General features: G+C 39.9%; 15 protein-coding genes. 6 read left to right on the top strand and 9 right to left on the bottom strand.

What is annotated here, in order from left to right:
- Positions 1-274 precede the first annotated feature (274 nt).
- The 5 genes from ACO1D1_RS26645 to ACO1D1_RS26625 form a co-directional block, all read right to left on the bottom strand.
- Entirely contained in the window at positions 275-583 is a 309-nt protein-coding gene (locus ACO1D1_RS26645) for a hypothetical protein (protein ID WP_423337661.1), read from the bottom strand.
- Positions 568-1,590 (bottom strand): anti sigma factor C-terminal domain-containing protein, encoded by a 1,023-nt coding sequence (locus ACO1D1_RS26640; RefSeq protein WP_423337660.1) that lies wholly within the window; start codon positions 1,588-1,590, stop codon positions 568-570. The genes ACO1D1_RS26645 and ACO1D1_RS26640 overlap by 16 nt, the downstream gene beginning before the upstream one ends.
- Entirely contained in the window at positions 1,583-2,077 is a 495-nt protein-coding gene (locus tag ACO1D1_RS26635) for a sigma-70 family RNA polymerase sigma factor (RefSeq protein WP_423337659.1), read from the bottom strand. Before ACO1D1_RS26635 ends, ACO1D1_RS26640 begins: the two co-directional genes overlap by 8 nt.
- 351 nt (positions 2,078-2,428) lie before the next feature.
- A complete protein-coding gene (locus tag ACO1D1_RS26630; protein ID WP_423337658.1) occupies positions 2,429-3,175 on the bottom strand; it encodes a hypothetical protein in 747 nt (248 codons plus the stop codon).
- A gap of 1 nt (position 3,176) precedes the next feature.
- Positions 3,177-3,899 carry a hypothetical protein gene (locus tag ACO1D1_RS26625; RefSeq protein WP_423337657.1) on the bottom strand — a complete coding sequence of 241 codons (723 nt, stop codon included), beginning with the start codon at positions 3,897-3,899 and terminating at the stop codon, positions 3,177-3,179.
- Positions 3,900-4,206: 307 nt separating this feature from the next.
- Between ACO1D1_RS26625 and ACO1D1_RS26620 the strand changes: the two genes are divergently transcribed.
- From ACO1D1_RS26620 to ACO1D1_RS26605, 4 genes are all read left to right on the top strand, one after another.
- Complete coding sequence (locus ACO1D1_RS26620) at positions 4,207-4,758, top strand: TetR/AcrR family transcriptional regulator (RefSeq protein ID WP_149868202.1); 552 nt, start codon at positions 4,207-4,209, stop codon at positions 4,756-4,758.
- A gap of 122 nt (positions 4,759-4,880) precedes the next feature.
- The gene (locus tag ACO1D1_RS26615) at positions 4,881-6,989 is read left to right on the top strand and encodes an MMPL family transporter (RefSeq protein ID WP_149872550.1); all 2,109 of its coding nucleotides are present in this window, start codon (positions 4,881-4,883) and stop codon (positions 6,987-6,989) included.
- Positions 6,990-7,466: 477 nt separating this feature from the next.
- Positions 7,467-8,423 carry an ABC transporter permease subunit gene (locus ACO1D1_RS26610; RefSeq protein WP_423337656.1) on the top strand — a complete coding sequence of 319 codons (957 nt, stop codon included), beginning with the start codon at positions 7,467-7,469 and terminating at the stop codon, positions 8,421-8,423.
- A gap of 16 nt (positions 8,424-8,439) precedes the next feature.
- Positions 8,440-9,330, top strand: coding sequence for an ABC transporter permease subunit (locus ACO1D1_RS26605; RefSeq protein WP_423337655.1), 891 nt, complete (start codon positions 8,440-8,442; stop codon positions 9,328-9,330).
- A 53-nt stretch (positions 9,331-9,383) separates the two neighbouring features.
- Here ACO1D1_RS26605 and ACO1D1_RS26600 read toward each other — a convergent pair whose 3' ends face one another.
- The 3 genes from ACO1D1_RS26600 to ACO1D1_RS26590 form a co-directional block, all read right to left on the bottom strand.
- Positions 9,384-9,869, bottom strand: a complete 486-nt coding sequence (locus ACO1D1_RS26600) for a hypothetical protein (RefSeq protein WP_423337654.1) — start codon at positions 9,867-9,869, stop codon at positions 9,384-9,386.
- Positions 9,870-10,060: 191 nt separating this feature from the next.
- Positions 10,061-10,540 (bottom strand): SRPBCC family protein, encoded by a 480-nt coding sequence (locus ACO1D1_RS26595; RefSeq protein WP_423337653.1) that lies wholly within the window; start codon positions 10,538-10,540, stop codon positions 10,061-10,063.
- A gap of 71 nt (positions 10,541-10,611) precedes the next feature.
- Entirely contained in the window at positions 10,612-11,226 is a 615-nt protein-coding gene (locus ACO1D1_RS26590; RefSeq protein WP_149868197.1) for a DUF6518 family protein, read from the bottom strand.
- A gap of 223 nt (positions 11,227-11,449) precedes the next feature.
- Between ACO1D1_RS26590 and ACO1D1_RS26585 the strand changes: the two genes are divergently transcribed.
- Positions 11,450-12,694 (top strand): aminopeptidase, encoded by a 1,245-nt coding sequence (locus ACO1D1_RS26585; RefSeq protein WP_149868196.1) that lies wholly within the window; start codon positions 11,450-11,452, stop codon positions 12,692-12,694.
- A gap of 53 nt (positions 12,695-12,747) precedes the next feature.
- On the opposite strand, the gene ACO1D1_RS26580 is transcribed toward ACO1D1_RS26585, so the two are convergent.
- Complete coding sequence (locus tag ACO1D1_RS26580) at positions 12,748-14,361, bottom strand: acyl-CoA dehydrogenase family protein (RefSeq protein WP_149868195.1); 1,614 nt, start codon at positions 14,359-14,361, stop codon at positions 12,748-12,750.
- 92 nt (positions 14,362-14,453) lie between these two features.
- Between ACO1D1_RS26580 and ACO1D1_RS26575 the strand changes: the two genes are divergently transcribed.
- Positions 14,454-14,846 (top strand): MerR family DNA-binding protein, encoded by a 393-nt coding sequence (locus ACO1D1_RS26575; RefSeq protein ID WP_423337652.1) that lies wholly within the window; start codon positions 14,454-14,456, stop codon positions 14,844-14,846.
- Positions 14,847-15,046 lie beyond the last annotated feature (200 nt).

The following is a 15,046-nucleotide window of genomic DNA, read 5'->3' as shown; positions in this document are numbered from 1 at the left end:
GCCGTTTTGATAAAAAATAAAACAAGACACCCCAAATAGTACAATTAAAAACAATTCAACCATAAGGGAGGTAAAAATAAAAAGTATATATGGTTTAACAATTTTGGGGTGGGAGACATGTTTGAGAGTCATTCCTTCCCAACATAAATTTGCAGCTTTCTCCAAGTTTATCACCTCATTTGGACAGGCTTTTATACACAGTATGTCCATTAAGGCAAATTCTTTACATTTTGTAATAAAAAAGACAGCTTTCAGCCGCCTTTTTCACTTCTTATTATGGCTTATAATTGATCCCTAATGACGAAACCACCATTAGAAGAGTAAACAGTAACAGAAAGATACTTAAGGATAGTCCCCAAATGGCGTACAACCTCGATCTTCTCCTCGTAAATAGACCCAATAGCCCGAGGAAAAAGCCTACGATCGGCAGTTGAATAATAAACACTCCAGGAAACACTTTTTCTTTGATCAAAAGGGCCACATTTAAACCGGCTAACGAAATCAGCGCAATCAGAAAAGATAGAAATCCTGATATTGTCGGAAGGCGTCTGTTGCCTCCTTTTTTCTTTATTCCCAATTCCATAGTTTAACCTCCCCCACCTTTAACGCACGAATTTCTTTTGTGTCCTGTAATTTTCTCAACTCTTCCGTCGGGCCGGTGATGACGGCGCCATAAACCTTAATGCCATGTTTCTTGATATAGGCAAGGCGGCTTTCCAAGGACAATGATTTCGCACGGGCAACCTTTTCGGCAACGGCCTCATTTTTTTCAAGCAAGGATAAAATATCTAGAAACGCTTCTTCATTTGTTCCATCGTATATCCTAAATGGAGACCAAATCGTTGGGTCATACTGGGCAGGATAACCTAACGGCGTAATCGGCACCCCTTCTTCATCCACCTGAGCAGGATCCATTCCCGTATCCACTGCCAGCCAGCGAAGCTCCATATCTTTAGGCAGACTGTTTTTTAAATCTTCCGGTTTCATTACCTTGTTGAGCGAGACATATACCTCGGCAACGGTCCCATCCGGGATCTTCTTTAAGATGTCCCATTGATCAGTTTCATTAAACGGAATGTTTGCTTTGGGATGAATCATGGCTTCTGTTTCCTTACTAGGAAATTCAGGCAGCGGCCGGTCTAACAGCATATTCTTCTTTGGAAAACTCGGCTGATCGAGGAAAAAGTCAATATCATAGGTTCCAGCCTTATAATCTTCTTTGCCAATTCGTTTAAAAACATCAAACTTGATATTCATAGAAAAAAAGCCAATTTCATCTTCTAAACGCAGCTTTTCTAATCCCATATTCGGCTCGGTCACATAAATGGTTTTTGTTACCACATCAATCAAATGATCTGCCTTACCGCCGATGGCATAGTACATGTATGTGGACAAAGTCATGATTGGAACAATTAATAACAGAATGGCCAGACTGATCATGATATTTGTCCTGCGGGCCATATTTTTTCCAATAGAGACGATTTCTGTTTGACCTTCTTTTGAATAAGGGCTAATCCCGCCCGCTTCATTTAGCGAATCCTTTAGGTATTTTTGATATTCATCATCCAAATTGTTTTTTTCATCACTCATCTGCTGTCTTCCTTTCCTTCACTTTATCCATGACTTTCCTTCGGCCCCTATGTAAATGGCTTTTCAACGTATTTATGTTCATTTCCAAAATTTCCGCCGCTTCATTATACTTTAGCTGATGTAAATCACATAACAGCAGCACATGTCTTTCCTGTTCTTTTAAGGAATGAATGTCTTCCAATAATAATTGAAAGCCTTCCTTTTCCAGCAGTCTCTTTTCAGGCGTTTCCTTAGAAAAACTTCCCTCTTCCAGCTGCGCCTGAATGACCAAACGCTTATTTTTTCGTTGAAAATCAATAAAGGCATGGTAAGCGACTTTAAATAGCCATGCGCGAATATTGGAAATTTCATAATCGTCCAGATGCAAATAGGCCCGGTAAAAGGCCTCCTGAACCAAATCCTCAGCAATAAAATGATCCTTTGAAAGGGAGTAAAGATATCGGTATAAATCATTAACATGTTCTCGATAAGCCTGATCTAGCTCCACTTTTGCTCCCCCTTTCACCCTAACCACGTTTAACAATAGCAAAAGGTTGCAGATTTATGGAAAAAACTTTTTAAAATGGTTGTTTTCGTAAAAAAAAGCAACAATTGAAGCAAGGGACTGACTCCTTGATCAAGTGTTGCATCTTTTTACTCACCATATTAAGTACCGGAAATCAACCATTTAGTACAGCTGTTATGACAACGGATAAAACCACGCTTAGCAAAATGGATATAATCCAATCTTTCTTTTTAGTTAATTTAAAAATAATATTAGAAATCGAACTAATCACAAGCAATAAGAAAAAAACAAATATAATCATATAAAATTCCATGCTACATAACGCTCCTCTATTTACTCCTTCGGATCTTCAATTTCCGCGGTGCCTAAATGTCTAACAAATTCAATTTCAGCACCACTTGTCCAGCCGCCTCCAATAAATGAGGCTGGATTTGCGACTTTATCCTCGTTATCATAGGGAATCCAGCCAAAATAGAACTGATTGTTAACAGGTTGAAAGGTGAAAAATGTCCCCGGCGCCTTGGAGGCATCAATCTTTATCGCAGAATGCATTATTTCAACCCAATCATTCGGCAGTTTCATCACGCCGTAAGATTTCACCTGCAAGGGGATTTTTTTCTCCATTTGAATTTTGGGATCATACGTTTCAACCCCGTCATGTCCAAAAAATCCTCGATCCCTTATGAAAAAGAACTTTATATAACTTAATTGATCATCAGGATGAACATTCCAAACCAAGCGGTACGTTGAAGGATCGTCACTTTTAACCTTCCAAATGTGCGGTGAACCTCCCGTGTTAACCGAGACAATCCTCCATTTATTCTTTTTCCACTCCCAATAACTAAGCCCATAGTCCCCATTTTCCGAAATAAAAGGAACGACTTTATGCTTCTGATCTACATCGACCGTATCTTGAATAACACTCGCTGATGCATTTAGAAGGGTGTGATTGATCTGCGCTGCCGCTTGTTTATTTGATGGAAACGGTTTTGGGTTGGAAAAATAGTACCTATACATTATCGCTGAAGTCAGAGTCAAGATTCCTAATAGGGTGAAAACCCAAATCCTTTTTTTCTGCATCTTATTTATCTCCCTTCAGCAACGATACTTTGGAGCGAAAATAAAGCTGCCTTTTTGCTGTGGTGACTAACATCCCTTTTCCGTCAGTTTCAAGATAAATCATTGTTTCCAGCCCGCTTCCCCATTTAGCGGATGTCCCGGCAACCATGTACGGGAAACGTTCATTCCTATTGGTTGAATCTTCCCTTGCCTCGTCGTCATCATAATACCACTGCTGGCCCTGGACTATTTTTGCCGCGAAACTATGCACTTGTTCCCGCAGAACTTCCCGATCCACCGAGCGGTCCAACGCTGAAGGATGAGTATTGATAATCCTAGCATTCTCAAAGTCTCCAATATAGGTAGACAGTTTATTTTCAGGATAAATAATATGCTGGAATGGTAGCGCTAGTAGGATCCCTGCCAAGAAAATATAATTCGCCAAAAATCCAAGCCGAGCAAACTTTCGATACCTCTCCCAGCGTCCTTCCTTACCCTTTAATAAGAAGAACATAATCCAAACACCGAGTGGTAGAATGGCAAATTTGACGGGCGTATCAAATACCCTCCAATTAAACGAAAAGGAAAATAGACCGACCAGCATACAAATGATGACTTTCCATATTTTTGGCTTCTCCGGCTGCTTCTTATAAAAACGATAGGCAAGCATCCCAATGGCACACCACGCTATAAATCCAGTGATATAACCTATTAGCTGAAAAGTAAAATCAAACTGAACCACCATTCAACCGCCCCCTGATTTTACATAATTCACTAAAATTACCCAAAAGTCCTGCATAGAAAATAAAAAAAACGCAAGCTCTTTAATGGTCCTGATAAACAAATAATGTAAATGACCCCCACTCCAAAACCAACGAAAGAAAGATACCTGCCCCATACAATAATGAGCGAATCTGAACCCGCTTTCATCACAAACAAAAAAATAAAAATAAGCTCGGGTTGCAGGTGAACAGTTCTTATTCTTTTCTAATGGAAATACAAGAACTGTTCATTGTTTCCTTATTTGTTTATAATATCTCTGAGGTGAAACTATGGCACGCGAACGTAAATTTTCTAAAGAAGATTTATTTCATGAAACGAAACGGCTTCTTCTTGAACAAGGATATGAGGGATTTACCTTTGGTTTGCTGGCTGATTCTTTACACGTATCAAGAGGGGCTCTTTATAAATACTACGAGAATAAAGACGAACTTCTTACAAACTTTGTCTTTTATGAAATGGACCAATTTCTTCTTAAGTTAAAGCAATTAGACGATCAGCAAGGATTTGAAGCACAGTTTGATTTTCTTTTACAGCTTATATTCAGCCAGACCGATATTCAAAAATTAATCAAGATCGGCCAGCAAATCCCCGGTAATGAAGAAAAGTTTGGTAAACTCCATTTTGATATGTATCAGTACTTGCAAGGCTTCATAGAATTGGGTAAAGAAGAAGGGAAGCTAAAATCCACCATTCCAAATGCTTTAATTTTAGGTTATATTTTCCAATCGGTTGTCATTCCGAATCATTTTGGAATCCCCGCTTCCGAATGGGTCAGCTCAATAAAGGAAATTATCCGTCACGGAATGTTCACAAATACGTAAATTGACACTCGTGTTACTTTGAAAGATAATAGTAGTGACAATAGTGTCAATTTATTTTTCCTTAAAGTAACACAAGTGTCACTTTCAAACATTACATGATGAAGGGAGAATCAGCAAAAGAGATGAAATCATTCTTACAAGCTATTACGGACAGGGTTTCAACTAAAAAAGGAATGTGGATAACCCTTGCTTCCTGGTTAATCATTACGATTGTATTAGCCCTGTTTGCACCAAATGCCAAGGATTATGAGGTGTCTAGAATTGAATCACTGCCGAGCGATGCAAAATCTGTTATTGCTCAAAAGAAGATGGATCAATTTTTTCCTAATAACGAAGGCACACCTGCAATTTTAGTTTTCCAATCTAAAGACGGTGAAGTAGAGATTAAGGAGATTGGCGCTTTATTAGACAAAATCAAGAGTAAAAAAATTGCTGGGATTGATCAAATTATCCCAATTGCAGCCTTACCGCCCCAGGCGGCTGCCGGCTTCTTCTCAGCTGACAACACAACAGCCATTATTCCATTGACCTTTCATGCTTCTTTAGAAAATAAGGAAATAAAAGAATCGTTACAGCATATTAAAAAAGTGGTGGCCGATTCCTCTGATTTAACTTTATTTGTGACAGGTCCGGCCGGAATCGCAACAGATTCACTCGATCTTTTCTCCCGGGCGGATGTTGTTCTTATTTTATCAACGGTTGGCTTAATCCTTGTTCTCTTGATTGTGATTTACCGGTCACCATTATTAGCTTTCATTCCATTGTTAGCAGCCGTCTTTGTTTATGAAGTCGTCAATCAAATCCTGGGTATCATGGGGAAGGCTGGTCTTGTTCTCAGCAATCAGACCCTTTCGATTATGTCGATTCTCTTATTCGCTGCCATGATTGATTACTCCTTATTTGTCTTTTCTCGTTATCGTGAAGAACTGACAAATCATGAAAGTAAATTTGATGCGATGAAAGAAGCGATGCGCGAAACAGGAATGCCTGTTTTCTTTTCCGGCGGTACAGTTTTAGCAGCGATGCTGGTATTATTCTTTGCTGAATTTGGCGATTACCAGAATTTCGCTCCCACCTTCGCAACCACAATGGCCGTGATTATGCTGGCATCGATTACACTTGTTCCTGCATTATTCACTCTTTTTGGAAGGAAATCTTTTTGGCCTAAGATACCAAAGGTTGGTATTCAAAAAGCTAATCAGCATGTTGTCTGGGGGAAAATTGGCCGTTTCGTTACGAAAAAGCCAGGCCTTTCCGTTGCTTTGATTAGCATTTTCTTATTACTCTCCGCCAGTAATCTATTTAATCTAAAGTATGAGTTCGATACGATGAAATCCTTCCCTAAGGATATGCCTTCCCGAGAAGGGTATGAGATATTGGAGGAAAAGTTTGAGGTGGGAGACCTGGCGCCTACTTCCGTTGTGTTTGAATCGCCAGATCCTGTTACTGCCGAACAGCAAGAAACCTTACGTAAAGCACTTGCCGGGCAGCCGCTTGTCAGCCATGTTCGTTTAAGCGAAACAACGAAAGACAATCAAGTCATTTCATACAGCCTAACGTTTAAAGAAAATCCTTATGACGTGAAGACCATTGATGCAATGGAAAAAATAATTAATAAGAGCAAAAAGATAACGGATGACAGTCAACTTGATGGAAAACTCTATTTCGCAGGAGAAACAGCTCAAAAAGTGGATGACCGCTCCGTTAATGACAGAGATGTGATTGTGATTGTTTTGTTGGAAACCGTCTTAATCTTTGCCTTGTTAATTGTCTTAACCAAATCCATTAAAATGCCTATTTATATGATGGGGACGATTTTAATTTCATTCCTTGCGGCCTTGGGACTGGGAACCTTCTTAAGCAGCCTGATCTTTGATATCGATACGATTAGCAACCGGGTGCCGCTTTATGCCTTTGTCTTTTTAGTGGCCCTTGGAATTGACTATAATATTATACTCATCTCAAGATTCCAGGAAGAACGCGCAAAACACTCTGTTAAGGAAGCAGTAGAAATAGCTGTTACGAACACAGGCGGGGTCATTTCGTCCGCAGGAATTATACTCGCTGCTACCTTTGCCGTATTAATGACACAACCAATCCAATTATTATTTATCTTTGGCTTCATTGTCGCAGTCGGAATCCTGTTAGATACATTCCTAATAAGAGGAGTACTGCTGCCGGGATTAATTGTTTTATTGGAAAAGGACAAAAAGGTTAGTGAAAATAGATAGATTTCAAAGAGAACGGCAGCCAATCATTTCATTGGCTGCCGTTCTTTTTTACCTCTAATGCCGGATTCTATTAATCAAACGTTTGGTTAGTTTCTTCGAGTCAGTTGTATCAATGGTTTCAGCCATTCAATTAAACGTTTGATTAGTGTTGTGTCCGCACAAAGAGTTTTTATTAAGGACATTTCCTCCTCTTGCTTGGGTCGTTTTGTCTTTAAGAACGCTTATTAAAGACATTTCTACCTCTTCCCCGGGCCGGTTTGTCTTTAAGACTGCTTATTAAAGACATTTCCTTCTCTTTCCTAGGCCGTTCTGTCTTTAAGAACCACTGTCACTAGTTTAAATGACTTGGTGCAGGCAATAAGCTGATCGAGAAGGCACTTTTATCACTAATCAGAACATCTCGAAATATTCAGGAAAGTCCGCTATACTATTACTACACCAGTTAACTTAATTTACCATTAAAGGGAGGAAGATGTATTGCCGCTTATTTTCCAATTAGGTAAAAGCATTTTAGCTTGGATGGTTGCCATCTTTATCATCATTTTTATTATCTTAATGCCAAGGGATGTGACATATGAAACCTCAACTGGAAATGTATTTGAAGATGCCGGGTATCACTATTCCTGGACAACACATAAAGATTCCTTTATGAACTTTTTCTCCTATATAAAAGAAAACAAATCTCTAGGGGATTACAGGCCAGGCTATCCAAATAGTGAACTACTTTCAAGAACATTGAAGAAAAGTCTATATATTGTACTGCCCGCCTTATTCCTATCATATTTATTCGGCGTACTAAAGGGGATGCTGGATTACCGTCTATCAAAATATAAAATATGGAGCTTCCCTACTAGAGCATCAACATGGCTTTTTCTATCTATTCCTGACTTTTTTATCGTGGTGGGTATCCAATTATCGCTAATGTATTTGAATGGGATTGGCCTCCTACCTCATATCACCCTATTCGGAAGCGAAAACTTTGAAAACATCATACTATGTATTATCTATTTATCAATCTATCCATTTTTTTATACGGCCAAAATGACTTACAGCAGTTTGGAAGATGAAGAAGGTAAGGATTATATCCGCACAGCCTATTCGAAGGGCGTATCATTTAAAAAAGTCGTCTATATACATATTTTCCGTAACGCCATCATCAAGATTCTGCAGCACTTAAACACCATTTCTTTGTTTGTGTTATCCAATTTATTTATCATTGAAAAATTTACCGCCTACCGCGGTGCAGGGTTTTATTTCATGGAAGCAGTCTACCCGGGAGCCTCTTTTGCCGTTGGACAAAGCATGGATTTAGGCAATGCTTCATTAACCATTTCCTATACCATCATTTTTACGTTCATTATATTAATCATTCATTTGATCAGCCAAACCTGCAATTATCTTATTACACCATATGACCAAGAAGAAGAAGTGTAAAATAGGAGGCATAGTCTTGAAGAACCTGCAACTTGTTATAGGAACCATCTTTTTAACAGTTTTCCTAGTATTGGCGGCCTTTGGCCCTTACCTCCCATTCGTGGATCAGGGGTTAAAAGAAGAAACGATGCAAATGCATGACAGCAAAATTATCATCCCGCCCTATCCTCCTTCAAAGGACCATCTGTTTGGCAGTGATCATAAGGGCCGGGATTTATTAAGTCTTTTAGTGATGGGAACCCGAGAAACGCTCCTGATTGTTATTGTTGTCGTTGTGATTCGCTTTTCTCTAGCAGTACCATTGGGCATGGCGGCCATGGTTTCAAGACCGCTTAATGCGTTTTTGGGCGGTTGGAATTATATTTTATCTTTTATCCCGCCCATTTTTTTAGTTGCGCTGCTACTTGGCATTCCCTTTATCTTTTTCTCAACACACCGGCCATTTTGGTATGTCGTCATCCTATCCAGTATCGAGGTCGGGCGGCTGGCCACAATGGTAAAGAATGATGCCAAGTATGTATCAAATCAATTATTTGTTAAGGCGGCCATTTCCACTGGCTGCACCAGAGTGAAGTTATTTACCCGGCACATTTTTCCGCATCTTAAATCACAGCTCATCACAAGTTTTGTAAATGATCTGGCTCGAGTGTTATTCTTATTATCACAATTGGCCGTCGTTCAACTATTCTTGAATCAAAAATTCACCTCCGAATTAGATGGCAGCTACTCAGCGGAAAACATCTCACTTGCCTATCCCATGTACCTACAGACCATATCAAGAGATATTTGGAGCAGCTACTGGGTACCGTTATACTCGGTTTTATTTATTTCATTGATGATTATCACGTTTCTCTTGCTGGCAGACGGCTTAAAAAAACACTTTAAGGTAAAATATCGAATATTTTAAAAAAGAGGCCAGACCCCCATTGCGTTGATACGCCGGGGGACTGGCCTCACAATTTATTCAGGGATTGTGTGAACACTTAGCGCTTCGGTAGTAAAGCCCTCTACTGTTACGGTGATTTTCCTTGAGTTGTATTTCTTAAAAGCTTTCTCATCATATGGTAAAACCACTATGTTTGAAATGGAAGCGTCTCTTGGTAGACGTATTTGCTCAGCTTGAATGCAAGTCCCATCGGAGTTTTTCACTTTCTTTCCTCCATAATACTGGGCAAATTCCAATACCGGCTTACACTTTTTTGGACTTAAAACCAGGTCTTTGTTAGACTTATTTGTAACCGTGGCTTGCACCTGGATAACCTTTCCTTTGAATGTTTGGATTGGAGTTGAAACAAACAGTATGACATTCAGCCTATCATTTTCATTCGAAACAGATCCGCCGCTAGGTCCCGAAATAGGATGGAATTTTTCATATTCCTTATTTGCTAATATCCCTGCTCCCACGCCTATTAAAAAAGTGAAAAAAATAATGATTGCTTTTTTCATAGTTTCCCCCGGTTTAATTTTATTCTCTTTCAAAAATCACGCCTTCCCTTTATTAATTATTCTAGATTTTTCCTTATATTCCCTTCTCCATACCAATACTTTAGAAAGTAAGACATTTCTACGCTATCAGTAGATAAAAAAGGGCTAGTCCCTCCTCCGCTTTAACGAAGTGAGAGACTGGCCCAAAAAATTCATGAAGTTACGTTCTTAACAGCCTGTTTATAGTTCTCATACCACTTTTTCCATTCTTCCATTCTCTCAATCGTTCTGCCATCCATTAACGCCTCAATGACGTCAAGACAAACATGCCAGCCGGCAAGGTCTTTTGGCGTATGATCAGTCATTTTTTCAATCGTTTCAATCAAGACCAACTTGCAGCCATCCGAGTCTGGAAACAGTTCAAACCGAACGGTGTCAGCCCACCAAGAGAATTGAAATACAGAATACAGCTTAAGTTCAGTAATAGCAAGCTCTTCAAACGTGCCATCCTGCATGTCAAACCTCATGAACCCGCCTTCACTTAGATCGCCAACCCGGAGTTCGTTAAACCATTTCGCTAGCTTTTCATTCTCTGTTAACCAGGCCCATACTTCTTCAACGTTATGCTGAAGACGGCGTTCAAAATGAGCACGATAATGATTTTCTATTTTTTCAATGACCGCAATTCCCATCTTCGATCATCTCCCTTATTTGTATACCACTATCCTACTATTTCCTTTACTTATATCTCAAGTATTCCCCATTACCACGGCATGTAATAAAGGATATCAAACCGCTCATTCAAGAAAAATAGTACCATTAAAAAAGGCAGCATTCGCAACCGCTGGAAATGATTTGCTGGCAAATTGATAAATAACAGTACAGCAGCGAAGAGATCGAATCCACTGGGGATTGAAAAAGTATAGAAGAAACTATACCCTTCCGCTATGAGCACACTTATGGGTAAAGCCCCATAAAATGCGGCCCTCCAGCCATTTCCTTTCGCATACCACACCACATAACCGCCGATTGGCGAAAGTAAGGCAATACTGCCCCACGCGATAAAATAATTCTTGGGGAAAAATCCAAACAACGCCATGGAATAACTATAATAAACAATAAGCATGGCGATTAAAAAAACAAACGCGTGTAATCCCGCGGCTTTAGGCGAGCGGCTTCGAACGGCAATGATGGTGGTTATGACTACCCAAAATCCTAAGTGTGTCCCTATTAATCCAATTTTTGAACCATCAGTGAATTTCGCCAAGAATCCTGCTATTGCTCCTAGCATAAATACACCCAATACTCTTACTAACCTTGTTTGTAACGGAGGTACTTGATCCGATTTAGCCCTTATGTATACTAATTTTTCCTTCATTGTTTTTTTGGTAAAAAAGATTTTTCATTTATTAAAGCTAAGTGTTTCTCAACCAAAACCATCACCTCTATTTACATATTTTACTATGATTCAAAGAAATATTTCACTAAAATTCAGAGGAGTGAACATCATTTTGCTTTTTTGGAAATTTACTTTCAGAAATTTTGGTCTTATTGTGCTACTATGATATGGTAATTAGAAAAAAACAATTGGAGGTTAAAAAATGGCACTGCCAAACTTTGAAGAAAATCTACATAAATACGCAAAACTTTTAGTGGCAAAAGGAATCAATGTTCAATCTGGTGATTGGGTAAAAATGACGATTACGGTTGATCAAGCTCCTTTAGCTCGATTAATTACGGAAGAAGCTTATGCATTAGGGGCTGAAAAGGTCATTGTCAAATGGTCTGATGATGAAATCAGCAAGCTTCATTATTTACATCAACCAGAAGAAGTTTTAACCGATATTCCTGAGTATGAAATTCAAGAATCCGAAGACCATGTATTAAATCATCGTGTTAGCCGGCTTTCAATCGTATCAAGTGATCCAGGCTTACTTAATGAAGTCGACCCTGGTAAAATTGCTGCCTATCAAAAAATAGCTGGAAAGGCTTTCAAAGCACAACGCATAGCTACGCAGAACGATGATTTAAAATGGACCGTTGCCGCTGCTGCCGGAGCAGGCTGGGCTGCAAAAGTGTTCCCTGATCTTGCAACTTCTGAAGAACAAGTGGATGCTTTATGGGATCAAATCTTTAAAACTACACGTGTGTATGCAGAGGATCCAATTGCTGCCTGGGATGAACACAAAAAGACATTGAATGAAAAGGCAGTGAAATTAAACGATATTCAATTTGATGCCTTGCACTACACAGCACCTGGTACGGATTTAACATTAGGCTTACCAAAGAATCACATTTGGGCATGTGCGGAAAGTTATAATCCAAAAGGGGAAGAATTTATTGCTAACATGCCGACAGAAGAAATCTTCACTGCTCCTGACACCCACCGCATGGATGGTGTCGTTCGCAGCACGAAGCCATTAAGCTATGCCGGTACATTAATCGAAGGCATTGAAGTTCATTTTAAAGAAGGAAAAATCGTGGATATTTCTGCTGAAAAAGGCGATGAAGCGATTAAGAAATTGGTGTTTGATAACGAAGGCGGCACTGGATTAGGTGAAGTTGCCCTTGTACCAGACCCATCTCCGATTTCTCAATCCGGAGTTATTTTCTTTAACACTCTTTTTGATGAAAATGCATCTAATCACTTAGCAATCGGGTCAGCCTACCCGACTACAATCCAAGGCGGAACAAAAATGAGCCAAGAAGAATTATTAAAAAACGGCATGAATACGTCTACCGTACACGTTGACTTCATGATCGGCTCTGACAAAATGAACATTGACGGCATCAAACAAGATGGAACCATCGTTCCAATCTTCCGTAATGGAGACTGGGCGTTTTAATTAAAACAGGGCCGGATCTTATACTTCGTAAGCATAAGATCCGGCCCCCTGCTTTATATTATCTCTGCTAACGCAACTTCCTGATAGGTTTTAAAGAAGGCATTGCAAAATGCATCCCACTCACTTGCGGACTCCATCGACTCTTCAGTTACTTCTCCGAGAACCGGCCGTTGCAGCAGGTCTTCCAGCTGCGCTGAAAATGTTTGAATGGTTTCTTGTGGTGCTCCATCAAGAGCATTCCTGACAAAATCAGCCGGTGGATACCAGTCAGCGACTCTAGTGATGTCACGATAAATTTGAGTTAATAAAAGATTTCTTGGTCCTTCCCATTGTTCGTTCACCACGACATCACGGAATATCCTTGGCAGCGAGGAGAACTCTTCCATTACACCATGACCGGCGAACACGGAAATGGCCTCGCGCAATACTTCCACTCCCTCTTTGGTAGCACCAATTTTCTGCAATAAAATTAATTCCCTTAGATTAAATAGTTGTTTCCTGATTTCCAGCGGATGGTCGGATTGAAGTCCAGGATTGAGCGGCTTTTCAAGACGTAAGAATAGATCATAAATCTTAAAGGCACCTGCCGTTGTCCGTTGGGCTGCATTCTCTATTAGCCTTAATTTGCTTGCGGCCAGTGGGTAGTCTTTTATCTTTTTTCCAAAAACGGAGCGGAATTCACTATAAAGATTTGCTTCCCTAGATGCTCGAAGCATAAAACCGGCACAGGCAATGCCGATTTCAAGCCGTGATAACGTCAAAACAATTCCTACTGCTACAGCAATGCCCTTATCTTTCGGTCCAATTGGATAGGCTAATGCACCATCATATTGAAATTCACCTGTCGGAACCTCGGCTGTACCCATTTTCCATTTAATCCGGTTAATTTGATAGCCATTTCTCTTTTCCTTCACTTTATCTCCCGGCAGCCACGACGGAACAATAAAGGTGGACACTTTGTTTGATCCCGTTATTTTCGCAGTGACGACGGAATAATCCGCATGCGCAACAGAACAGAAAAACTTATTTCCATATAAGCGATAGTTTTTTCCATCCGGAACGGCTTCTAACAGGTTTGCAGGCAAATCAGATCCGCCCTGAATCTCTGACATAAACTGGGCGCCGATGGCAAATTCGCCGTTAACCCCTTCTTTTGTATGTTGCAAAATTTCATGGAGTTCTGAATGGGCCTCATCCGGAAATTCTTCAATTAGGGCAATTAATCCATGGGTACAGGTCAAGGGGCATGTTACTCCTGCTTCGCCTAATTGATGAATGAGCATTCGTTTGACAAAACTCTCCCAAGCTGTGATTTGACTAGAAAACAGCCCTTCGCCAAAAACTCCCTTTTCTAACAGCTGCGTTTCCATCGGCCGTACCACTCTGTCAATCCTGTGGTTAAATGCATCATAATGAAGCATGTGCGGACGAACCTCCGGCCGCGCACTTTGTGCCGCCAGATGATCCCATGTGGAAGATACGGTTGGAGAAAAGGAAAGAATTTTTTCATGAATTTGTTCGTATTCGTGACCAGTAAATTTTTGTAATGATTTCTGTAAAAATGGTTCATCACGGTACCAATCAAGATTTCTGCGCTTTTCTACGAATTCATCAAAGGTGTAGGAATTTTTCCCTCTAGCTTCTGTTTCTTGGGAAGTCAGGCTCATCAAATGCTCACTCCATTTCAATTGACAAATTTGATTATTCGGAATTATTATATAGTTAAGTTTACGCAAACGTCAACTAGGGGGATGCTTTAATGTCTGAAGAACGTCTTTTTTCAATAAGTGAACTTGCAAGTATGTTTGATGTCAGCTCCAGAACGATTCGTTACTATGAAGAAGTCGGAATGCTAACGTCAGAATCGCGCGATCGTTTAACGAAGCAGCGCAGCTATACGAACCGTGAACGAGTACGGCTAAAATTAATTCTTCGCGGTAAAAAACTGGGATTTAGTCTGCAGGCAATTAAGGAAATGATTGAGCTGTACGAAGCAAACCCTGAAGGAGTAGAAGAGAAAAAAAGAATTATTCAGCATGCAGACCGGAAGATTCAGGATATTAATGAGCAAATTTTACAACTGCAAATGCTAAGAGATGAAATTATCGCTCATAAGGAAAGGTATATGGAGCAAGCTCCCAGGAATGATTGACGGCTCTAGATTGGAATTGCATTAGGAATAAACAGTCGGGGGTATTGGCTTCAAATCTTGTCAAGAGATTTTGAGAAATGAATCTAATAGGGATTATTGGCTTCAAAACTCATTAAAAAAGTTTGAGTAATGCATCCAATAGGGGCTATTGACTTCAAAACTCATTATAAAAGTTTGAGAAATGCATCCAATAAGGGCTA

Source organism: Neobacillus sp. 19 (assembly GCF_049463095.1).
In the GTDB taxonomy this organism is placed as follows: domain Bacteria; phylum Bacillota; class Bacilli; order Bacillales; family Cytobacillaceae; genus Neobacillus.
This window is presented reverse-complemented; position numbering and strand designations above follow the sequence as displayed.